The sequence below is a fragment of the Neptuniibacter sp. SY11_33 genome, assembly GCF_047778025.1.
Classification (GTDB): Bacteria; Pseudomonadota; Gammaproteobacteria; order Pseudomonadales; family Balneatricaceae; genus Neptuniibacter.
In genome coordinates this window covers 2,870,325-2,892,078 of record NZ_CP180543.1, presented here as the reverse complement: position 1 = coordinate 2,892,078, position 21,754 = coordinate 2,870,325, and the positions used below count along the sequence as shown (strand labels likewise).

The following is a 21,754-nucleotide window of genomic DNA, read 5'->3' as shown; positions in this document are numbered from 1 at the left end:
GATGAGAATATTTAAAATTTGGGTGCTTCTATTCTACGCTTTTATAGGTACAGCGGCGCAGGCTGCTAGTGATTATCCTGCCATTATGTTGCACCTGATAAGTGCGGGAGATAAAGCTGCAGAAGAATATCAGCCTGAACAGGCGATCGATTTTGGTAACCGCTTCTCGCAGCTCTATTTCGGACATTTTGAAGGACAAGGATTGGAATTTGCAGTCGGACAGGCGGATACTGACGCCATGTTACAGATAGAGCTTTCTTTTAGCCGACTTATTAACAGTGCGGTTACAGGCAAGCCTGTAACCGAAGTGCAAAACCAATGGCTGGACTTAAGAGCGTTATTAGAAGTCGCGCCTATGATCGATAGTGGTTCGGCTAGTTTTACTGAACTACTTATCCAGTCTTTCTTGATCCTTTTACGAGAAGGTATCGAAGCTTTATTGGTAGTCGCGGCGCTTGTGACTTACCTCAGAAAAGCAGGCGCTGGGGATAAGGTGAATTTAATCTGGCTAGGTGCTTTGGCTGCTTTGGGTGCAAGTGTTCTAACCGCCCTCGCTCTAAATAAACTCATTCAAAATAGTGGAGCTGCTCGTGAAACCTTAGAAGGTGTGACTATGCTTGTGGCTGCGGTGCTGTTGAGTTATGTGAGTGCTTGGTTATTTGCACGACGAGAGATGCAACAGTGGCAGGGGTATATCAATGATCGTTTGGGCCAAGCTATAGGCCAAGGAAGTTTATGGACAGTTATCTCTGTTGCATTCTTTGCCGTGTATCGAGAAGGCGCGGAAACGATCTTGTTCTATCAGGCTTTGATTAGCGATTCTGGTGGTGAGCTTGATGCCATCATGGCAGGTTTTGGGTGTGCGGTTGTGGCACTGTTAGCTGTGTATGTTTTGATCTTCCAACTTTCTGTTAAATTGCCCCTAAAGCAATTTTTCACTGGAACTGCTGCTCTTCTATACAGCCTTTCAGTGATCTTTGCGGGTAAAGCTACGCTCGAGTTACAAGTAGCTGGATGGATAGGAAGTACTTACCTTGAGGCAGTACCAACCATCAGTTGGCTGGGTCTGTTCCCAACATTAGAATCAATCTGTGCGCAATTAGCATTGATGTTGCTACCAGTTTTGGGGTGGATGGTTACACGTAAAAAAGTTGCATTGAATGCCAAAGGCGCAGAGCAGAAAGTGACGGTAGCTTAAGCCTATATCGAGCTTAATAAGGGCTATTTTCGGATAACGCATGTGGCCTTTTATTTCTAGCCTCGGCCTTACATTTTGCTGAGGGTAATAAGGTCAAATCGTGATTGGTTAAGTCTTAAATAGCCGTTCTAAATTATTGCATCCACTCAACCTGATGTTCGATATCGGCGGGGAGTATCAACTTCCAACGCAGCAGTTCGGACTTTGAAAATAGATAGCGTCCTTTCTTTGGGGTAACGATAGAGGGATTAGGGAAACGTTCTTCTTTAAGGTAATGATTGACTATATCTGCACTGGATCTGCCTTGATCGGCCCCAGATAAAACGAGGCCGCCGACAGCTTTTCCTTTACCGATCGAGTATCCCCAGAAACCGAACAAGGGGATTTGTGAGTGTTGGCTACTCCAGCGACTTGTTACATCCAGCTCCACGGCTATTCCTTCGTTATCTAATAATTTTGCGTAATTGGCGATAATAATTAGGTCGTAGCCTTTAGCTTTGCTTTGTCCAATCTCGGCTTGCCATTCCTGTAGGTGTCTTAAGCGTCTGACATTAACTTGAACCCCTGCAATCTCTTGACGCATTTTAGAATCGAAAGATGTATTAATAATTGCTGTAGTTGTAGGACCATCATCCATCAACACGAGGATTCTTCTTAAGTCAGGTATTATGCGTGTTAGTTCTGCTACTGAACGTTTTAGTAGGGGACGCTCTAGTACGCCAGCAAGGTTGGATGTTATCGGAAGGACAAGTCTAGGATTGCCGTTCACCCCTAGGAAGACAACCTTATAACCTTGTTGCAGGGCAGGTTTGCCAACTAAACGAAGTGCATTGTCATCTGATACGACTACCACTTTTGGCTTTTTCTGTTGGATAAGTTGGATTGCTTCGTTTGCTTTCGTTTGGAAATCTTGATGTGGGATACGTTTAGTATCCATTTGATAATCTTCTAAACTTGCGGTCCCTAAACGATCTTTGAATGCGGTGTAGTATTCCTGAACCCAAGGATAAGCATGGTGATAGCTATGAACAAAAAATACATCGAGAGAATATGCCGGTATGCAAAAGCAATAAAGTAAGATCCCTGTAAATAGCTTCATCTCTGACTCATCTGCTTACGAGTGATATTTTCAATATAGGCAGGTATCTAAAAGCCTTCCATTTCGCTACTACGATTTAATCAAGAGTATTATCCCTTGCCTCTAGGTTAGGTGCTTGAACAATCTTTAAAAACTTAGGTCATAAATCTTACCTATCCAAGCTATAGAGAGAAGTAAATGGAGCTTGTTTAGTGCTTGATGAATACTGGTTCTTCATTGGTTGAGTTTGTGAGGAATGAACATGAAAACAGAGCGTTTAGAATTTAAGGGTCACGACGGATCATTACTTGCGGCGCGTTTGGATCTACCCGTTGGCAAACCTGCGGCTTATGCATTGTTTGCGCACTGTTTTACCTGTTCCAAAGATATACCTGCTGCTAGACGAATAGCTCAACGTTTAGCATCCTTAGGTATCGCTGTTCTGCGCTTTGATTTTACCGGGTTGGGGCATTCGGGTGGGGAATTTTCCAATACCGGATTTAGTTCTAATGTTGCTGATCTAGCATTAGCGGCTGATTATTTACGAGAAAACTATCAGGCACCGCAATTGTTGATAGGTCACTCTCTAGGCGGTGCTGCCGTTTTAGCTGCGGCCGATAGAATAGAAGAGGCGAAAGCTGTAGTTTCGATTGGTGCTCCAGCTGAGCCGCAGCATGTTATTCATAATTTTGGTGATCATGTAAATACAATCTGTAACCAAGGTTCGGCGGAAGTGGAACTGGGTGGCAGAGCTTTTACAATTCGTCGTGAATTTATAGACGATATTTCAGATCTATCTTTAGAGACTAAGGTTAAGCATCTGAAAAAAGCACTACTGGTACTGCATGCGCCAATGGATGAAACCGTGAGTTTGGATAATGCTGCACGGATATTCCAAATGGCTAAACACCCAAAGAGCTTTATCACCCTAGATAATGCTGATCATCTGCTTACGCGTGTCGAGGATGCAGAGTATACCGCTGAAGTGATTTCAACTTGGGTGCAGCGTTATATAGACGTTGAACTGTTACCAAAACAGATGAATGCCCCTGAAGGTGTTGTTCGCGTAAGTGAAGCTGATCCGGACAGTTTTACTCAGGATATCAGTGCAGCAGGTCACCATATAATTGCAGATGAGCCGGTGAGTTATGGTGGTCATTATCTAGGTTCTACTCCTTACCAATTAGTTGCAGCTGGTTTGGGAGCTTGTACCTCAATGACGATTCGTATGTACGCGCGTCATAAAAAATTGCCTCTGGAGCATGTGCAGGTGGATGTTACCCATGACAAAATCCATGCAGAGGATTGTTCTAGCTGCGAACAGTCTGAAGGTAAAGTAGATCAGTTTGTTCGGCGTATAACCCTGACCGGTGACTTATCTGAGGAAGATCGACAACGTTTGCTTGATATTGCAGATCGATGCCCCGTTCATAAGACTTTGGAAGGCGAGATCAATATTAAGACCGCGTTATCTTAGCCATTCAAATGGCGAGCTAGGTAAATAAAGGTTTTACAGCATATAGCTGTAAAACCTTTCATATAGATCTACCTATTCGAAAATAATCTCATCGAATACTTGGCGGATTGGTTGAACACCCGCCCAAATATCTAATGCCATATCTTCTGGCTCGTCCACTGGTGCTCCGGTTCTAACTTTCGCTGAAACCTGTTCGATTTTAAATTCCAAAACCGCAGTAGCTTTAAGTTCGACATCATTAGCCGGTCTCGCTTCTTGTGATCTTCCTGCTTTGACCTTTTCTAGCATCAAGTCTAATTGTCGACGCTTTTCCTGTTCTTCTTCGATCAGTTTGGCCTTGCCATACATGATCACGCTGCGAAAGTTGACTGAATGGTGGAAAGCAGAACGCGCAAACACTAAACCATCCAGCAGGGTAATCCCTATTGCTGCTTCCTCTCCGGCAAGTAATGCTTGGAATAAACCATTTTTACTTGAACCGTGAATATAGAGGTAATCGCCTTCACGCCAATGCAGTGTTGGTTGAATCATAGTTTGATCGCGCCAATTACATGAAACATGGCAGACGAGTGCTTCATCCATGATCTGATAAATTGTTTCTTGATCATAGGTCGCTTTTTTCAAACCACGTTTAACCTGTGTTTTTGGTGTAGGGGTAAAGTTACTCATCTGCTTTTCCTCCTCATATTTATCGGGTGATTGGTTTAGCTGGAGGAAGAGTAATGGGTATAATTGGTTCATGTAAGATCCAATTTTAATATATTTAGTAGGCCCAATTTTGCTGAGTGCACAGCTGCTAGACATTCTTAAGTCCCCAGCAAAAGTGAATGAAGGGGCTCGTTATCAAGTTATTTTTAAACGTCTGCAGTTGGCTATTTTGCAGGGGGCGCTGGTGGGTGGTACTCGTTTACCTGCAACTCGCGAGTTATCGAGTGTGCTTGGTGTTGCCCGTAATACAGTTAAAACGGCTTATGAAATGTTAGTTGCCGAGGGATATGTTGAAACGGTTACTGGTTCAGGGAGTTATGTCGCTCACTTGCCTGAGTCGGTGTTGAGAAATAAGCCTTCGAAAACTAAGCAAGACCCCGGTCTATCGGTTTCGGAATATGCAAAGCAATTCTTAGGTTTTACCCCTTTAAATCCTGATACGCGCAAGTTACTGCAACCGGGAATACCCGCAGTTGACCTGTTTCCGATAGAGCAATGGAAGCGCTGTTTAGCTAGAGCGGCTGCGTTTAAGTTATTAGAATCATCGCCCCCCGCAGGTGATTTAAGATTGCGGGAGCAGATCTCAAAGTATTTATTGCGGCACCGTGGAATAGAGGCAAAATCAGAGCAAATTTTGGTGACCTCAGGTTCTCAGCAAGCAATCTATATGGTTGCTCAATTACTCACTAATTCTGGTGATCGGGTGGTGGTTGAAACTCCAGGTTTCCCTGGTATATCTGGTGCTTTCAAAGCTGCTGGGTGCACGATTAATACGGTACAGTTTCCTTTAATTAATCCCCTAAAAGAGAAGGCTGCGTTATTGAGTTTGACTCCATCACGTAACTTTCCTTTAGGGCATACGATATCGCTTGCTGAAAGGTTAGAGGTTATTCGTTGGGCTGAAGCAGAAGGAGCTTGGATTTTAGAGGATGATTACGATTCAGAATTTGCCCTTGGTCATCCGGTCTCTTCACTGTTTGCGATTAGTGACTATCAACGGGTGATCTATACCGGGACTTTTAGTCGAGCAATGTTTCCTGCAATACGCTTAGGTTATGTGGTACTACCTGAACTTTTAGTACCTTTATTTAATCGAGCACGGCGCTATATGGATGGTGGTTTATCCGGCGTTACTCAAGTTGCAATGGCTGAGTTTATGGAGCAAGGCTATTTTGCACGGCATATCAAAAAGATGAGTGGGTTGTATCAGAAACGGCTTAACGTTCTATCTAAAGAGGTCGATGGTAGTTGTTTGTCTGGCTTGCCTATTTTGGGTGCTGAAGGAGGAATGCATCTGGTACTGGGTTTGCCGGAAGAGATGGAAGATAAACGGCTTGTTGAGAATTTAAAACAAGATGGGTTGGGCGTAAGAGCACTATCGGGCTATACCCAAGAAGGGCCAAAACTGAATGGTTTAGTGATTGGATACTGTGCTGAGTCGGAAGAACAGATTAGACAAGGAGTTCAGCTTATAGCTAAACATTACAAAAATGTTCGGAGCCACTCTAAGTTAGGTTAAAATGAACAACTTATAACTTGTGAGTACTTTGTTGCGATGACTACCCCTGCTTTCTCTGATCTAAATTTATGTCCTGAACTGTTATCTGGTTTGGAAAAGCTCGGATATACCCAGCCAACACCGATTCAAGCTAAAGCAATCCCTTTAGTGTTAAAAGGTGAAGATTTACTAGCGGAAGCGCAAACGGGGACAGGTAAAACTGCTAGCTTTGCTCTGCCTATTATCGAGAAGTTAAGTAAAACGCCGCCGCAACAAAACTACCGTCAAGTGAGAGCGCTGGTTTTAGCGCCTACGCGCGAGTTGGCTATTCAGGTGGCTGAGAATACGTTGGAATATGGCCGCGCTTTGGGTATGCGTGTGATGTCTATCTATGGCGGTGTTCGCTTGGATAACCAGATACGTAAACTTAAACGCGGTGCTGATATTTTGGTAGCTACACCGGGGCGATTATTAGATCTATTGCAGCAAAAAGTAATTAATCTCGATCACCTAGAGTTTTTGGTATTGGATGAAGCGGATCGTATGCTTGATTTGGGCTTTATCGATCCAATTCAAAAGATCATGGATTATGCTGCAGAACCTCGCCAGACGCTTTTATTTACCGCTACCGCTGATGAAAGCATCGAAGTACTGGCCGACTTTTATCTCAATAACCCTCAAAAGATCAAAGTATCCCCTCGTAACTCGACGGCGAAACAAGTGAAGCAGATAGCTTATGCCGTGGATAACAGCGATAAGTCAGAGATTCTGAGTTATTTGATTCAGGAAGAGAAGTGGGGCCAAACCCTAGTATTTGTTCGAACTAAAAAGCGCGTTGATGAGCTTGTACAGTATCTGAATAAAGAGGGTATCTACGCCGCTGCAATTCATGGCGACAAAACTCAGCGCGAACGCGAACGCATGTTCAAAGAGTTTTTAAGTGGCGAATTGCATGTTCTAGTTGCTACTGATGTGGCGGCACGAGGCTTAGATATCGAGGCTCTACCCTACGTTGTGAATTACGACCTACCGAATGTTCCTGAAGCTTATGTACATCGTATCGGGCGAACAGGTCGAGCGGGGGAGAGTGGTGAAGCGATCTCACTAGTTGCACCGGCTGAACGAGAGTTTCTTAAGCGCATTGAGCAATTGATTAAGCAAAAAGTTCGATTAAGACCGGTACCTAGAATCGAGAATGGTAAACGCATCGAGATTGACGATTTTGCAGATCGTCCAATGAAAAAGCGGCCGGCAAAAGGCAAGAAGCAAGTTAAGCGTGAACAAGTAGAAGCTTACCAGCCTGATACATCCAAACGTGCTATTAGACCGGGTCTGTTTAAGAAATAATCAGCTTTGTTTCCATTCTGGGAGGGCTTGCATCATCTTAAGATCATTAATTAGAGCGAGCGCCTTCCAGCCTTCTAATGGGAACTTCACATCTCCATTATCTTCTCCATATTTTGCTTTCAGTTGTTCGACTTGATCAGTATTAAAGTCGAGCAGCCCTAACCCTTTCATTCCCCAGCCAGCAAATAGACGGCTGTCGATCAGTTCAAAAGAGACTAGTTGAATATCAGTGTGCCTTGGATCGTGAACTAACGTCATAAATAGCTTATTAACCGATTCATAGCGTCCTTCTATGACCTGTAGAAAACTGTGCTCTGAAGCAAGTAATACACCCGTAATTTCGTTAGTCTCATTGTTCTTCTCGCTTTGATGAAGAATATGCCTAACTTGCTCCCAATCCATTGTGCTAACGGGTTTGCTTTTATAGATGAGACGATACATGTAAGGCTCCTAGTTATGTTTGAGCTTAGTTACAGGTACGACAAACATTTCTGTACGGATCTATTGATACATTTACAGCATAGTTCTTTTCTAACTTTGGAAAAATAAATTGATGAGTAAAACTCAACAGGAAACTGTCTGTTTTCTGTTCAGAGCAGAGTGCGTATAATGTGCCGCTTTAATTCTTAACTGGTAAAAACTGATGTCAGGCAAACTAGAGTGGGACGAAGCTGCAAAACAGCGTGTAGATGCGGCACCTTTCTTTGTGCGTAAATTAATTCGTCATAAGGTAGAGAAGGCTGCTCGTCAGCAAGGCCTAGAGCGTATCACCGAAGAGTTGCTTGATAAGGTCAAGAAAAAGCAGATGGATAGCCAAAAGTAAGCGGTTAACCTCAATTAGAGCGGTTGATTATCTTTTTATCTGCCGCTTATCTCAAAGCAGGTTATTCTGCCTGCGATCAAACTTTCTTCCTTCTATGTATTTTTATCCCCTCGATAACCTTAGTCAGCGATAGCCCCGTCTCTCTGATAAATATCAGTGCAGATTTCCGTTTGTAATTTACTCACAATGTTGTTTATCTGATTGAATAATAGCTAAGAAAGTGATGTTGTTTGTAAATTGTTTAGAAAAGCAGCATTTGCATTGAGGCTAGATATATCAAGGGCTATGGCGATCTAAACCAAAGATATCCACGGGTTGTGAATAGAGTTACCCCCAGAATTTGGGGGTAACTGGTTTGTTAGTCTTTGCCGTGGAGAAATTAAGGTTCGGCTTTAACTGGCGTTAGGTTTTGAGCTAATACTTCTTCGCCAAACCAACTTAAGTTTTCATGTAGTTCAACAACTTCCCCCACGATGATCAAAGCCGGTGCTGGCAGTTTAGCTTCCTCTTGTAGCTGAGGCAGTGTTTCTAAAGTTCCTGTCAGCACTTTTTGATCTGCTGATGTCCCACGGGAGATGATCGCTGCAGGTGTAGATGCAGGTTTACCATGCTCAATCATCTTAGCGGCTAGCTGGGGCAGGGTATGTAGGCCCATATAAAAGACAACGGTTTGGTTGGGATGAATCAACTCGTTAAAATTCAGATCAGTCGTGCGGTTTTTAAGCTGACCGGTTACAAATTTAACCGACTGTGCATAGTTCCTGTGAGTCAGTGGGATGCCAGCAAAGGTTGAGCAGGCACTCGCGGCAGTGATGCCTGGTACCACTTGGAACGGAATATTGTGTTCTTTAAGGGTTTGTAGCTCTTCGCCACCGCGGCCAAAGATAAAGGGATCACCACCTTTTAAGCGAACAACTCTCTGTCCTAGTTTGGCATGTTTCACCAGAAGTTCGTTGATACCTTCTTGTGGAACTGCATGATTATCGCGTTTCTTACCGACAAAAATTAGATCGGCATCGCGACGGCAAAGATCTAACACTTCTGGGGAAACAAGCGCATCGTAGAGGACGACATCTGCTTGTTGCATGAGACGTAGTGCTTTAAATGTTAATAGCTCCGGATCACCTGGACCGCCGCCGACAAGGTAAACTTCGCCTACCTGATGTTCTGGGTCTTCGTTTGAGAGTTTATCAGCAATCATTTTTGCCGCTTCTTCATCACGGCCAGCAAAGACTTTTTCTGCTATTTGGCCTTGAAGGACGTTTTCCCAAAAAACGCGTCGGTGGTTAACTGTGCTGAACGTCTCTTTCACCTGATCGCGGAAATGGTTCGCGATACTCGCAAGCTTGCCGTAGGATTTTGGAATCCATGTTTCTAGCCGAGCGCGTAGCAATCGAGCAAGAACAGGTGCGCTCCCGCCTGAAGATATACCAATAACAACTGGGGAGCGATCAACGATAGCAGGGAATACAAAGGTGCAAAGCTTAGGGCTATCGACAACATTTACCGGGATGTTTTTTTCGACAGCATCGAAATGAACGCGCTCGTTGAGCGGGTTATCATCCGTCGCAGCGATGACTAAGATTTTGTCATCTAGAAGTGCTGCATGATACTCACCAACAATCGCTGTACCTTGGTTTTTATCCAAAAGGTCTTGTAGATCGTCACATACCTTATGAGAGATAACGGTGACATGAGCACCTGCTCTGCACAGCAATTTAGCTTTACGTAAGGCTATGTTTCCTCCACCTACAAGCAAGACTTTCTGATTGGTCAGCTTAAAAAATAGCGGTAGGTAATCCACGAAATCTCTCCAGAAAATTACTCAGGTTGTATCGACCTGAGAGGTCGGTTGTCTTTATTTATGAATAAGTTATGCAACCTATATGCCTAAGACTGATTGGTTGAACTGTTATCTGGTAAAAACCATATACACAGTTAAATAGTGTCGAACCAACCGTAGTTATATATCTAAGTTTACCAGTAGATTTAAGTTTTGGGCGTATAGAAAGGGAGTTAATTCACCGAGTTGGGGCATGCTTTTTTTCGGTGCTTAAAAATGGTGCATCTTAGAATTAAGATGATCCTGCACCAAACAGGTTTACTGAATGGTGCAGGCGGATCTCCTGTACGAGAAAGCGTCCTGCTATCTCTAGGTATTACTTTTTAAAATTTAGCGGCGTTGCTGGGTGTAAACCGCATTCACGGTTTTCTGGATTTTCCCACCACCAACGGCCAGAACGTACATCTTCACCCATTGAGATCGAGCGTGTACAAGGTGCACAGCCAATGCTTGGGTAGTGTTTATCATGTAGTTCATTGTAAGGAACATCATTCGCTTTGATATATGCCCAAACCTCTTTCTCTGACCAATCGGCCAGAGGATTAAGTTTATGCATATTGTTGCCTTCATCCCACTCTTCGAACTGGATCTCATCACGAGTCACTGATTGTTCGCGGCGAAGGCCTGTAATCCAAGCTTTATGTCCAGACAGGGCGCGCTTTAGAGGTTTTATCTTTCGAACAAAGCAGCAACCTTTACGTAGCTCTTGTGACTCGTAAAAGGCATTGACACCGTTTTCTGCAACATATGCTTCAACGTCTGCTCCCTCTGGGTAGTAAACGTTAAAAGTTACATTTGAATATTGCTTTTGCACGTCAGCAAGAAGTTTAAGTGTTTCTTCTGGCAGACGGCCTGTATCTAAGACAAAGTTGCTGATTTCTGGGCAGAATTTGCTGATAAGGTCAGCAATAACTACGTCTTCAGCACCTAGGCTATTTGCAAAGACTAGGGATCCCTCGTGATCCTGATAGCCTTTATTTAGTAGAGCAGCAACGGCTTCAACCTTTGCTTGTAGCTCTGCAGTAATTTGCTCACTCATAAATAGGACCTCACCGTCACTATTAATTACTGGTGATAAACTGCGCGTACCTTATCAGCAGCGCTTTGGTAATAATTGCTCATCTCATCGAAAGACTTAAGCATTTCTGGCTTAAATGCGTCGTCGGCAATTTCGATAGCTGTAAAGCCACAACGCTCTAAATAAGCGAAACGGTCTTGGCCAATATCACCTGTTGCACGGATTTCACCTTTGTACTCTGCGCGAACAAGAAGGCGTGCAATACTAAATCCACGGCCGTCACGGAAAGCAGGGAAATCGATCGCTACTAGAGGGAACTTGTCCAAGTTCTCGACTAGGAAGTCGATATCGTCATCACCATTCACTTTCACAGCTACTTGGCCTTCACGGCTAGTAAGTGCTTCTTGGTTTTCCAAGTAAAGCGCTAGCGGTACGATGATGTCACCCGTTTGATCAAGTGATTCTTCGTTGATCAGTGTCCAGTTGTCAGCGACAACTTCACGATTAATTAGCAGGGGCATATACGTACTCCTTAAATGGTGCAATACCGATACGACGGTATGTATCAATGAAACGTTCGTTCTCAAAGCGCTGTTGAACGTATACTTCAAGCACTTTTTCTAGGGTGTTAGCGACTTCTTCAGAAGCGACAGCACGGCCAATAACCTTACCTAGCGCTGCATCAGAACCATCATCACCACCTAGGGTAATTTGGTACCACTCTTCACCTTTCTTATCCACACCCAAAATACCGATGTGACCCACGTGGTGGTGAGAACAAGCGTTCATGCAGCCTGACATGTTCAGTTTTAGATCGCCAAGGTCATGAACAAAGTCCATGTTTTCAAATTTCTTGTTGATCTGATCTGCTACACCCAAAGTACGTGCATTAGCTAGAGCACAGAAGTCACCACCCGGGCAAACAGTCATGTCTGTTAGCGTGCCGATGTTTGGACGAGCTAGATCTGCATTGGCAAGCACTTCCCAAACAGCGTATAGGTCCGCTTTCTTAACGTCTGCCAATACAAGGTTTTGGTTGTGAGTAGCACGAATCTCGCCGAAGCTGTACTTATCAGCAAGATCTGCAACTAGATCTAGTTGATCCGCAGTGATATCACCAGCAGGTTTTAGATATGGCTTTAGAGATACATAAGCGATGCGGTAACCATCTACTTTATGCTCTACAGTGTTGCGCTCATACCAAGTGTTGAAATCTTCATTCTCTGCAAGTTTAGCTTCAAGTGAAGTATCCGCAGCAGCTGATGCATCGTAATCAAATGGTTTGAAGAATTCTTTTACGCGCTCGATCTCTTCCATTGGCAGTTTAAGATCGGTATCGCGAATATGCGCCCACTCTTCTTCAACTTGCTCACGGAACTTATCGATACCTACAGCTTGTACCAAAATTTTGATACGCGCTTTGTATTTGTTATCGCGGCGACCATTCATGTTGTAAACACGGATGATAGCTTCTAGGTACGAAAGTAGATCTTCCTTAGCTAGGAATGGATTGATCTGCTTAGCGATCATAGGAGTACGGCCAAGGCCACCACCTACAAGTACTTCAAAACCAACTTCGCCAGCTTCGTTTTTAACGATATGAAGGCCGATGTCATGTACTTGTGTTGCTGCACGGTCATTTGCGCAAGAAGAGATCGCAATCTTGAACTTACGAGGTAGATACGCAAATTCAGGGTGAAGTGAAGACCACTGGCGAATGATTTCACAGTACGGACGAGAATCTTCGATTTCATTCGGGATTACACCGGCGAACTGATCCGTCGTTGTATTACGGATACAGTTACCAGACGTCTGAATCGAGTGCATCTGAACTTCAGCAAGCTCTGCAAGAATATCAGGCACTTCTTCTAGTTTCGGCCAGTTAAACTGTAGGTTAGTACGCGTAGTAAAGTGCGCATAGCCCTTGTCATAAGTACGAGCGATATGAGCCAGTTTACGGAATTGAGTTGAATTATACATGTTGTATGGGCCCGCTACACGCAACATAGGTGCATGGCGTTGTACATACAGACCATTCATCAGACGTAGTGCTAGAAAGTCATCTTCTGGCAGTTCGCCAGCTAAGAAGCGACGAGTCTGATCTCTAAATTGCTCAACACGTTCGTCAACCAGTTTCTGGTCGACAGAGTTATACTGATACATAACTTTTCCCTTGTTGGACCCTTAATCGGGTGCAACACCTCACTTTTCGGGTTTTAACCTGCGATTACGAAGCGCAGACCGATGGCTAATAATATTGAGCCCATAATAGGCTGCATAATTTTTGGTGATAATCGTGTGCCTAGATGGCTTCCCACAAAAACACCCGGCAAAGAGCCGATTAATAGGTATAGAAGAAGGCTAAGATCGACATTGCCCATTCCATAATGACCTGCGCCTGCAACTGATGTAAGCACTACCGCATGAACTAGGTCGGAACCCACGATGGTTGGCATACTCATACGTGGATACAATAAAATTAAAATAGCTGTACCAAGGGCCCCTGCGCCAACCGACGACAATGTTACCAGACCTCCTAGTAGAATACCCATCAACACCGTAATAGCGGGGCGCCATTTTTTTGCATGGCTTGCTGCTGATGTGTGCTGCCATTTCATGGCTTGATTGCGAATTTGATTACGCAAGAAAACGGCGATGGACGTTAACACTAATGATACGCCTAGGGTCATGTTCATTATGTGTTCTATTTGCTCTAGTCCATCTAGACCTTTTAGGTAGCTCAGGGTTAACAAGCTTCCAGGAATACTGCCTAACAATAAAAGAAGAACGACTTTCCACTCGATAAGTTTCTTTCTTGCATAAGAGAAAGTACCGCCGAATTTTGTAACCGCTGCATAGAGTAAATCGGTGCTTACAGCTGTAACTGGCGGAATTCCGAATACAACAATCAGGATAGGCGTCATCAAAGCACCACCACCTATACCGGTGAGGCCGACGATAAAGCCAACAACTAATCCTGCAAAACTGTACGCAAGTTCCATAGATAGACCTGTCCAAGAATAAACTGGCGGCATAATAAAGGAGGTTTGTTATAACTCAAAATAATAATTGGGAATCTTGTTATTTCTTTTGGTGATAACGAAAGGTAACATTTTGAAAAGTAATAGATAGGTTCTCTTATATAGCTAAACGCTATAAAAAAGTAATTATATATTCTTTTGCGTTTTATTGAGAGGGCTGCGATAATGCGCCGCATTATAGGATAGCTAGGTATATTAATTCGACCTTTTGTGTGGGTTTCTACAGAAGGCGGTCATGCTTGTTATCCAATTTGTTTACATAAAGAGAGTATTTTCTAATGAGTGCTTTGCCTGAACACCGTTTAACGCACCTTAAGCAGCTTGAAGCTGAAAGTATCCATATCATCCGTGAAGTGGCAGCTGAGTTTGATAACCCAGTTATGCTTTACTCTGTAGGTAAAGATTCTGCGGTAATGCTTCATCTTGCACGTAAAGCGTTTGCGCCAGGTAAGCCTCCTTTCCCTTTGATGCATGTTGATACTACATGGAAGTTCAAAGAGATGATCGAATTCCGTGACAAAATGGCAAAAGAGGCAGGTATGGAGCTTCTAGTTCACATCAACCAAGAAGGTGTTGATATGGGCGTGGGTCCGTTTACTCATGGTTCATCTAAACATACAGATATCATGAAAACTCAGGGTTTGAAGCAGGCGCTAGATAAGTATCAGTTTGATGCTGCATTTGGCGGTGCTCGTCGTGATGAGGAAAAATCGCGTGCTAAAGAGCGTGTTTTCTCTTTCCGTGATGAAAACCACCGTTGGGATCCTAAAAGTCAGCGTCCAGAGCTGTGGAACGTGTTCAATACACGCGTAGACAAAGGTGAGAGTATCCGTGTATTCCCTCTGTCTAACTGGACTGAGCTAGATATCTGGCAGTACATCTATCTAGAAAATATCTCTATCGTACCTCTATATTACGCTGCGAAACGTCCAGTTGTTGAACGTGATGGCATGTTGATCATGGTTGATGACGAGCGCTTGCCTCTTAAAGAAGGTGAAGTGCCTGAAATGAAAAACGTGCGTTTCCGGACCCTTGGTTGCTACCCGCTAACGGGTGCAGTGGAATCTGACGCGGCAACTTTGCCGGATATTATTCAGGAAATGTTGTTAACCACAACTTCTGAACGTCAGGGCCGTGCGATCGACCATGATAGTTCTGGTTCGATGGAGAAGAAAAAGATGGAAGGTTATTTCTAAATTTTTAGATAGAAATGCGTGGCGGTATGAATTGATAGGCCACACCTTACATCCATATTGAAAAGAATATCCAGCGACAAGCTATCTCAATAAGAATGGCTTGCCGCTTTCCTAAGGGGAAGAAAATGAGTCACCAAAGCGAACTGATTGAATCTGATATCCAAGCGTATCTGCACCAGCACGAGAACAAAGAGCTATTACGCTTTTTGACTTGTGGTAGCGTGGATGACGGTAAATCTACATTGATTGGCCGTCTATTACATGACTCTAAAATGATTTATGAAGATCAACTTGCTGCTATCCAGAAGGATAACGAGCGCGTTGGTAATGCTGGTGAAGAACTTGATCTTGCGCTTCTAGTTGATGGTCTTGCAGCAGAGCGTGAGCAAGGTATCACTATCGACGTTGCATACCGTTACTTCTCTACATCTAAGCGTAAATTCATCATTGCGGATACTCCGGGCCATGAGCAATACACACGTAACATGGCAACAGGTGCATCTACCTGTGATTTAGCGATCATCCTTATCGATGCGCGTCACGGTGTACAGGTCCAGACTAAACGTCACAGCTTTATCGTTTCTCTACTAGGTATTAAGCACACGATTGTTGCTATTAATAAAATGGACCTAGTTGATTTCAGCGAAGAGCGTTTTGAAGAGATCAAAGCAGATTACCTTGAGTTCTCTAAGCAGCTAGATCTACCTGATATTCAGTTTGTGCCGATCTCTGCATTGAAGGGCGATAACGTTGTTACGCCTTCTGAACCAATGAGCTGGTTTAAAGGCGAGCCATTGATGGAAACACTGGAAACAGTTGAGCTGGCTAATGACCAGAACTTCGACAGCTTGCGTTTCCCAGTTCAGTACGTTAACCGTCCTAACCTAGACTTCCGTGGCTACTGCGGTACTTTAACTTCTGGCATCGTTCGCCCGGGTGACGAAGTAACAGTGCTTCCTTCTGGTAAGTCCAGCAAGGTTAAGTCGATTGTTACTTACGAAGGTGAAATTCAAGAAGCATTCCCGCCAATGGCAGTAACGCTAACTTTGGACGATGAGATCGACATCTCTCGTGGCGATATTCTTGTTCACAGCAATGATGTTCCAGAAACAACAAACCGTTTTGACTCCATGGTCGTATGGATGTCTGAGGAACCGTTGCAGAAAGGTCGTCAGTACGAAGTTAAACTGAACACTACGCGTATTGCTGGTGGTATCAGTAACGTTCGTCACCGTGTAGACGTAAACACGCTCGAGCAAACTGCTGCTGATTCTCTGGAGCTAAACGAAATCGCACGTTGTGAGATTACACTAGAGCGCCCAGTTGTTGCTGATGACTACCGTGCTCACCATGGCACAGGTTCTTTCATCATTGTTGATCGTCTAACCAATGCCACTGTTGCAGCGGGTATGATCATCGAGGGTGGTGATGAGAAGACTGATCTTGAATCGAAGCTGGTTAATGCTTCTGCAGTTAAAGCGTCTGATCGTACCATTCGTTTCGGTCAGCAGGCTGCGACAGCGACTATCTCTGGTGGCAGTGAAGAACAGCGTCAAACATTATTGTTTAGCCTTGAATCAGTATTGTTCGAACAAGGTCGCGCAGTTGTAGCGCTTAACGCTGAACAGCTTCAGGGCGGTGCTCAGAATGCGTCTTCTGTTCTAAATCAAGCAGGTCTGATTTCTTTGCTTGAAACTGACGATGCAGTAGAAGGTGCAGTTGCATTGAACGTTGATCAACTTCAGGGGTCTACTGACGTTGAGAAACTAGCGAGCGCACTAGAACTATTGAAATAACAGACCATTCTTGAATGGAAAAACCGGGAGCTTGATCTCCCGGTTTATTGTTTTAAATCAGAATATCGCTATACCGAAACCTTATAAGAGATAGTAAGATTAGATTTTGCTAATTTTCTTTTAGGGGTAGGTTTCGATAGCTATACGGATCTTATGACAGAATATCTTCTGATTGTTATCAGCACTGTGCTGGTAAACAACTTTGTACTGGTTCAATTCCTTGGATTGTGTCCATTTATGGGGGTTTCCAATAAGCTGGAAACTGCGATGGGTATGTCCTTGGCGACCACGTTTGTACTGACTCTGTCGTCCGTATGTAGTTATCTTGCGTACACATATCTCCTGCAGCCTCTCGCGTTAGAGTATCTGCAAACGATTACATTTATCTTAGTGATAGCGGTTGTTGTGCAGTTTACTGAGATGGTAGTTCGTAAAACCAGCCCACTATTGTACAAAGTATTAGGTATCTTCTTGCCGTTGATTACCACTAACTGTGCAGTACTCGGGGTTGCGTTACTTAATATCAAAAAGCTCAATGGCTTTATTGATTCTATTGTTTATGGTTTTGGTGCTGCAATCGGCTTCTCTCTTGCTTTGATTCTTTTCTCAGCGATGCGTGAGCGTATTGCGGTGGCAGATGTCCCTATGCCATTTCAGGGGGCAGCGATCGGTATGGTGACTGCTGGCTTAATGTCCTTGGCATTTATGGGCTTCACCGGTCTGGTACAGATTTAGGAGCCGACCGTGGATATCATAATCATCGCCGTATTAGCTCTATTGGGCTTAGCTTTAGCTTTTGGTTTGCTATTGGGCTTTGCTTCAGTACGCTTCAAAGTTGAAGGTAATCCTCTAGTTGATCAAATCGACAGTATTTTGCCGCAGACCCAATGTGGTCAGTGTGGATACCCTGGCTGCCGCCCATATGCAGAGGCGATTGCCGAAGGTGATGCAATCAATAAATGCCCTCCTGGTGGACAAAGCACAGTCGAAACTTTAGCTGACCTGTTAGATGTAGAAGCGATTCCGCTAGAAGGTGGTGCAGAAGAAGAACCAGTTAAAGCAGTAGCTTACATCCGCGAAGATGAGTGTATAGGTTGTACTAAATGTATTCAGGCGTGCCCGGTTGATGCCATTTTAGGTGCAGCAAAGCAGATGCATACCGTTATTGAATCTGAATGTACCGGTTGTGACCTTTGTGTAGAGCCTTGCCCTGTAGATTGTATTGATATGTTACCAGTTGAAACCACGCTACAAACGTGGAAGTGGGATATGCCTAAACCAGGCGTACAACTGATCGCGACTGATCAGCGTGGTGAAGTCGTGGGAGGAGATGCAGCGTGAGTACTAAGCATTCTTTCCATGGCGGTGTTCACCCACCTGAAAATAAACACCAGTCTACTGGTGGCCAAATTCAGATTGCGCCAATCCCAGAACAATTGGTAGTACCGTTATCGCAGCATATTGGTGCGCCTTCAGAGCTTGTTGTATCCGTTGGTGAACGAGTACTTAAAGGTCAGGTGATTGCTGAGGCTGCAGGTCGTATAAGTGTTAGCGTCCATGCCCCAAGCTCAGGTGTAGTTGAGGCTATTGAATCTCGCCCTATACCGCACATGTCCGGTATGTCAGCCCCTTGCGTGGTGATTAAAACCGATGGTTTAGATGAGTGGTGCGATCATAAAGGCCTAGAAGACTATACGTCGATTAATAAACAAGAGCTGATCGATTTTATCCGCTACCACGGTATCAGTGGTATGGGTGGCGCCGGTTTCCCAACCGATGTGAAACTGCATCTGGGTGATGATCATATTGTTAATACGCTGATCATCAATGCGATGGAGTGTGAGCCTTATATTACTGCTGACGATATGCTGATGCGTGAACGCGCAGATGACATTGTCAAAGGTATTGAGGTTATCGCGCACCTGTTAAAACCACATCACATTATGATTGGTACTGAGGACAATAAGCCTCAGGCAATCCGTGCGCTTGAGCTTGCTGTAGCAGAATCCAAGCAAGATATTGATATTGTAGTTGTTCCAACCGTCTATCCATCGGGTGGTGAAAAGCAGCTGATAAAACTGCTGACAGGTGTCGAAGTTCCAAGCGGAAAGATTCCTGCCGATGTCGGTATCGTATGCCAAAACATAGGTACAGCTTCTGCTATCTATGATGCTGTCTATAACGGCGTACCTCTTATCTCCCGTGTTGTGACGGTCACAGGCGACGCTTTAGGTCATCCGCATAATATGCGTGCATTGATCGGTACTCCACTAGAAAGCTTGTTGGAAGCTGCTGAAGTACATCAGTCTGAGCTTTATCGTTTAGTTATTGGTGGTCCAATGATGGGCTATACCGTGGATAGTCAATCTATCCCGATGATCAAAACCACCAACTGTGTTATTGCCGCTACGTACGACGAGATGCCGCCTGCACCGGCAGCGAACCCTTGTATTCGTTGTGGTATGTGTGAGCAGGTATGTCCTGCTGAGTTACTACCGCAACAATTGCATTGGTTTGCGAAAGGTAAAGAGTTTGAAAAAGCTAAACACCATAACTTATTTGATTGTATAGAGTGTGGTGCTTGTTCTTATGTCTGCCCAAGTAATATTCCTTTGGTGCAGTACTATCGTTTTGCTAAGTCTGAGATCCGTGCAGAAGAAGCAGAACAGCGTAAAGCTGATCATGCTCGTCAGCGATTCGAAGCTCGTCAAGCTCGCTTGGAGCAAGAGAAAGTAGAAAAAGAGCTACGTCGTAAGCAACGTGCTGAAGAAGCAGCGAAAGCGCAAGCGGTTAAGAAAGATAAGGCTGCAGTTGGAACAACAGCTGAAGCTGCTAAGCCATCAGGTGAGCCTGATATTAAAGCATTGAAAACAGTTGCTGCAGTCTCGCGTACCAAGCTGAAGAAAGCACAGAAAGCACTAGAAAATGCTGAGTCTAAAGGGTTAGATGGTATTGAACAGTTACGTCAAACCGTGACTGAGCTAGAAGCGAAAGCTAAGGCTGCGCAAGAGGCCTACGATCAGGCTCAAAATCCAGCGAACGCTCCTGCACCAGTTGTAGATATTAAACAGCTCAAAACCAATGCAGCTGTTGCTCGAACCAAGTTGAAGCAAGCTGAAAAAGCGCTAGCCAAAGCCCAAGAATCTGGTGAAGGTGATCTCGAAGCGCTTAAAGCGAAGGTTTCTGCGCAGAAAGCCAAAACTGAAGCGGCTCAAGCTGCGTATGATCAAGCTGAATCCGGCGGGGCTCCAGCGCCTGTACAACCAGGGGTTAATTTAGCTGAGCTAAAAGAGACGATGGATGCAGCGCAGGGCAAAGTAGATAAAGCACAAAAAGCCTTGGATGCAGCTATTGCTTCAGGCAGCCCTGCTGTAGAAAAAATGAAAGCGGGTGTAGAAAAGCTTCAAGGCAAATTCGAAGAAGCCAAAGCGGAATATGATAAAGCGGCTCAAGCGCCAGCCTCTGTACCTGTAGCTCCAGCCGTTAATCTAGATGAGCTCAAAGCTGATATGGATGCAATGCAGGCTAAGGTGGAAAAAGCGCAAAAAGCTTTAGATGCAGCTATTGCTTCAGGTAGCCCTGCTGTAGAAAAAATGAAAGCTGGTGTCGAGAAGCTTCAAGGTAAATACGAAGAAGCTAAGGCTGAATATGATAAGGCGGCTCAAGCGCCAACCTCTGTACCTGTAGCCCCAGCATTCAATCTAGATGAGCTTAAAGAAGATATGGAGGCTATCAAGGCCAAAGTTGAGAAAGCTCAAGTTGCTTTAGATAAAGCGATTGAATCTGGAAGCCCGGCTGCTGAAAAAATGAAAGCCGGTGTGGAGAAGCTTCAAGGTAAATACGAAGAAGCTAAGGCTGAATATGATAAGGCGGCTCAAGCGCCAACATCTACGCTTGTAACCCCGGCAGTCAACCTAGATGAGCTTAAAGACGATATGGAGGCTATCAAGGCCAAAGTAGAAAAAGCTCAAGTCGCCTTAGATAAAGCGGTTGAATCTGGAAGCCCTGCAGCTGAAAAAATGAAAGCAGGTGTGGAAAAGCTTCAGGGTAAATACGAAGAAGCTAAGGCTGAATATGATCAAGCGGTTCAAGCTTCTGGGGTAGCTCCTATCGCTCCTGCAGTCAATCTAGATGAGCTTAAAGCTGATATGGATGCAATGCAGGCCAAAGTAGATAAGGCTCAACTTGCATTAGACAAGGCGATCCAATCTGCTAGCCCAGCGGCTGAAAAGATGAAAGCTGGTGTAGAAAAGCTTCGTGGAAAGCACGACGAACTCAAGCAAGAGTATCTGCAAGCAGGTGGTGAAATAGAAGAGCTTGAGAAACCAGAGCCAGTTGACCCTAAAGCTTTGAAGCAGAATGTTTCTATTATGCGTACCAAGCTGAAGAAGGCGCAGAATGCTTTAGATGATGCTGAAGAATCGGATCAAGTTGAGTTGGAAGCAGAAGTGCAGCGATTAACTAAGTTACACGATGAAGCTAAAGAAGCCTTTGATGCTTATGAAATTCAACTTATAGAGAAAGCTGCAGAAGAGGGCATCGATCTTAAAAAGTTAAAAATCGATGCTGCGATGGCCCGTGCAGCCGTTACCAAAGCGGAAAGAGCGTTGACTAAAGCTCGAGAAGATAATGTTGATGATCTGCCTAGCATGGAAGAGCAGCTAGTAGCTGCTCAACAAGAAGCAGAGAAATTAAACCAGACGTTAAGTCGTTTTAGCGATTAAGGATTTG

18 protein-coding genes are annotated in these 21,754 nt (G+C 44.4%); 10 read left to right on the top strand and 8 right to left on the bottom strand.

Annotated elements, in window-relative coordinates; genetic code table 11:
* Position 1: 1 nt before the first annotated feature.
* Complete coding sequence (locus ACMXYV_RS13635) at positions 2 to 1,198, top strand: FTR1 family iron permease (RefSeq protein ID WP_415889014.1); 1,197 nt, start codon at positions 2 to 4, stop codon at positions 1,196 to 1,198.
* Positions 1,199 to 1,331: 133 nt separating this feature from the next.
* On the opposite strand, the gene ACMXYV_RS13630 is transcribed toward ACMXYV_RS13635, so the two are convergent.
* Complete coding sequence (locus ACMXYV_RS13630; RefSeq protein WP_415889013.1) at positions 1,332 to 2,135, bottom strand: ABC transporter substrate-binding protein; 804 nt, start codon at positions 2,133 to 2,135, stop codon at positions 1,332 to 1,334.
* A gap of 403 nt (positions 2,136 to 2,538) precedes the next feature.
* On the opposite strand from ACMXYV_RS13630, the gene ACMXYV_RS13625 reads away from it, so the two are divergent.
* Positions 2,539 to 3,753 (top strand): alpha/beta fold hydrolase, encoded by a 1,215-nt coding sequence (locus ACMXYV_RS13625; RefSeq protein ID WP_415889012.1) that lies wholly within the window; start codon positions 2,539 to 2,541, stop codon positions 3,751 to 3,753.
* 72 nt (positions 3,754 to 3,825) lie between these two features.
* Here ACMXYV_RS13625 and ACMXYV_RS13620 read toward each other — a convergent pair whose 3' ends face one another.
* Positions 3,826 to 4,494, bottom strand: coding sequence for a pyridoxamine 5'-phosphate oxidase family protein (locus ACMXYV_RS13620; protein ID WP_415889011.1), 669 nt, complete (start codon positions 4,492 to 4,494; stop codon positions 3,826 to 3,828).
* Positions 4,495 to 4,531: 37 nt separating this feature from the next.
* Here ACMXYV_RS13620 and ACMXYV_RS13615 point away from each other — a divergent pair, with 37 nt between their 5' ends.
* Together ACMXYV_RS13615 and ACMXYV_RS13610 are read left to right on the top strand one after the other, a co-directional pair.
* Positions 4,532 to 5,980, top strand: a complete 1,449-nt coding sequence (locus ACMXYV_RS13615) for a PLP-dependent aminotransferase family protein (protein ID WP_415889010.1) — start codon at positions 4,532 to 4,534, stop codon at positions 5,978 to 5,980.
* Between the two features lie 36 nt (positions 5,981 to 6,016).
* Positions 6,017 to 7,306 (top strand): DEAD/DEAH box helicase, encoded by a 1,290-nt coding sequence (locus ACMXYV_RS13610; RefSeq protein WP_415889009.1) that lies wholly within the window; start codon positions 6,017 to 6,019, stop codon positions 7,304 to 7,306.
* Here the strand turns inward: ACMXYV_RS13610 and ACMXYV_RS13605 are convergent, their stop codons facing one another.
* Positions 7,307 to 7,747, bottom strand: coding sequence for a BLUF domain-containing protein (locus tag ACMXYV_RS13605; protein ID WP_415889008.1), 441 nt, complete (start codon positions 7,745 to 7,747; stop codon positions 7,307 to 7,309). It lies immediately after the preceding gene.
* A 202-nt stretch (positions 7,748 to 7,949) separates the two neighbouring features.
* Here ACMXYV_RS13605 and ACMXYV_RS13600 point away from each other — a divergent pair, with 202 nt between their 5' ends.
* Positions 7,950 to 8,129 carry a PCP reductase family protein gene (locus ACMXYV_RS13600; protein ID WP_415882098.1) on the top strand — a complete coding sequence of 60 codons (180 nt, stop codon included), beginning with the start codon at positions 7,950 to 7,952 and terminating at the stop codon, positions 8,127 to 8,129.
* Positions 8,130 to 8,508: 379 nt separating this feature from the next.
* Here ACMXYV_RS13600 and cysG read toward each other — a convergent pair whose 3' ends face one another.
* From cysG to ACMXYV_RS13575, 5 genes are all read right to left on the bottom strand, one after another.
* Positions 8,509 to 9,933 (bottom strand): siroheme synthase CysG, encoded by a 1,425-nt coding sequence (gene cysG, locus ACMXYV_RS13595; protein ID WP_415889007.1) that lies wholly within the window; start codon positions 9,931 to 9,933, stop codon positions 8,509 to 8,511.
* 355 nt (positions 9,934 to 10,288) lie between these two features.
* On the bottom strand, positions 10,289 to 11,011 hold the full coding sequence (locus tag ACMXYV_RS13590; RefSeq protein ID WP_415889006.1) for a phosphoadenylyl-sulfate reductase: 723 nt from the start codon (positions 11,009 to 11,011) through the stop codon (positions 10,289 to 10,291).
* 26 nt (positions 11,012 to 11,037) lie between these two features.
* Positions 11,038 to 11,511, bottom strand: a complete 474-nt coding sequence (locus ACMXYV_RS13585; RefSeq protein WP_415889005.1) for a DUF934 domain-containing protein — start codon at positions 11,509 to 11,511, stop codon at positions 11,038 to 11,040.
* On the bottom strand, positions 11,495 to 13,153 hold the full coding sequence (locus tag ACMXYV_RS13580) for a nitrite/sulfite reductase (RefSeq protein WP_415889004.1): 1,659 nt from the start codon (positions 13,151 to 13,153) through the stop codon (positions 11,495 to 11,497). The genes ACMXYV_RS13585 and ACMXYV_RS13580 overlap by 17 nt, the downstream gene beginning before the upstream one ends.
* 53 nt (positions 13,154 to 13,206) lie before the next feature.
* Complete coding sequence (locus ACMXYV_RS13575) at positions 13,207 to 13,992, bottom strand: sulfite exporter TauE/SafE family protein (protein ID WP_415889003.1); 786 nt, start codon at positions 13,990 to 13,992, stop codon at positions 13,207 to 13,209.
* 317 nt (positions 13,993 to 14,309) lie between these two features.
* On the opposite strand from ACMXYV_RS13575, the gene cysD reads away from it, so the two are divergent.
* The 5 genes from cysD (at position 14,310) to rsxC (ending at position 21,747) form a co-directional block, all read left to right on the top strand.
* The gene (gene cysD / locus ACMXYV_RS13570) at positions 14,310 to 15,227 is read left to right on the top strand and encodes a sulfate adenylyltransferase subunit CysD (protein WP_415882092.1); all 918 of its coding nucleotides are present in this window, start codon (positions 14,310 to 14,312) and stop codon (positions 15,225 to 15,227) included.
* Between the two features lie 125 nt (positions 15,228 to 15,352).
* Positions 15,353 to 17,023 carry a sulfate adenylyltransferase subunit CysN gene (gene cysN / locus ACMXYV_RS13565; RefSeq protein WP_415889002.1) on the top strand — a complete coding sequence of 557 codons (1,671 nt, stop codon included), beginning with the start codon at positions 15,353 to 15,355 and terminating at the stop codon, positions 17,021 to 17,023.
* A 153-nt stretch (positions 17,024 to 17,176) separates the two neighbouring features.
* On the top strand, positions 17,177 to 17,758 hold the full coding sequence (gene rsxA, locus ACMXYV_RS13560; RefSeq protein WP_415882090.1) for an electron transport complex subunit RsxA: 582 nt from the start codon (positions 17,177 to 17,179) through the stop codon (positions 17,756 to 17,758).
* A gap of 9 nt (positions 17,759 to 17,767) precedes the next feature.
* Positions 17,768 to 18,364: an electron transport complex subunit RsxB gene (gene rsxB, locus ACMXYV_RS13555; protein WP_415889001.1), complete on the top strand. Its 597-nt coding sequence runs from the start codon at positions 17,768 to 17,770 to the stop codon at positions 18,362 to 18,364.
* Positions 18,361 to 21,747, top strand: coding sequence for an electron transport complex subunit RsxC (gene rsxC, locus ACMXYV_RS13550; protein WP_415889000.1), 3,387 nt, complete (start codon positions 18,361 to 18,363; stop codon positions 21,745 to 21,747). Before rsxB ends, rsxC begins: the two co-directional genes overlap by 4 nt.
* Positions 21,748 to 21,754: the final 7 nt, after the last annotated feature.

Bases quoted from the DNA above. Each gene is read 5' to 3' on its own strand.
- ACMXYV_RS13580 (WP_415889004.1), bottom strand. From the start codon at position 13,153: ATGTATCAGTATAACTCTGTCGACCAGAAACTGGTTGACGAACGTGTT.
- ACMXYV_RS13590 (WP_415889006.1), bottom strand. From the start codon at position 11,011: ATGAGTGAGCAAATTACTGCAGAGCTACAAGCAAAGGTTGAAGCCGTT.
- ACMXYV_RS13585 (WP_415889005.1), bottom strand. From the start codon at position 11,511: ATGCCCCTGCTAATTAATCGTGAAGTTGTCGCTGACAACTGGACACTG.
- ACMXYV_RS13600 (WP_415882098.1), top strand. From the start codon at position 7,950: ATGTCAGGCAAACTAGAGTGGGACGAAGCTGCAAAACAGCGTGTAGAT.
- ACMXYV_RS13605 (WP_415889008.1), bottom strand. From the start codon at position 7,747: ATGTATCGTCTCATCTATAAAAGCAAACCCGTTAGCACAATGGATTGG.
- ACMXYV_RS13625 (WP_415889012.1), top strand. From the start codon at position 2,539: ATGAAAACAGAGCGTTTAGAATTTAAGGGTCACGACGGATCATTACTT.
- ACMXYV_RS13635 (WP_415889014.1), top strand. From the start codon at position 2: ATGAGAATATTTAAAATTTGGGTGCTTCTATTCTACGCTTTTATAGGT.
- rsxA (WP_415882090.1), top strand. From the start codon at position 17,177: ATGACAGAATATCTTCTGATTGTTATCAGCACTGTGCTGGTAAACAAC.
- cysN (WP_415889002.1), top strand. From the start codon at position 15,353: ATGAGTCACCAAAGCGAACTGATTGAATCTGATATCCAAGCGTATCTG.
- ACMXYV_RS13610 (WP_415889009.1), top strand. From the start codon at position 6,017: ATGACTACCCCTGCTTTCTCTGATCTAAATTTATGTCCTGAACTGTTA.
- ACMXYV_RS13575 (WP_415889003.1), bottom strand. From the start codon at position 13,992: ATGGAACTTGCGTACAGTTTTGCAGGATTAGTTGTTGGCTTTATCGTC.
- ACMXYV_RS13630 (WP_415889013.1), bottom strand. From the start codon at position 2,135: ATGGATACTAAACGTATCCCACATCAAGATTTCCAAACGAAAGCAAAC.
- cysD (WP_415882092.1), top strand. From the start codon at position 14,310: ATGAGTGCTTTGCCTGAACACCGTTTAACGCACCTTAAGCAGCTTGAA.
- ACMXYV_RS13620 (WP_415889011.1), bottom strand. From the start codon at position 4,494: ATGAACCAATTATACCCATTACTCTTCCTCCAGCTAAACCAATCACCC.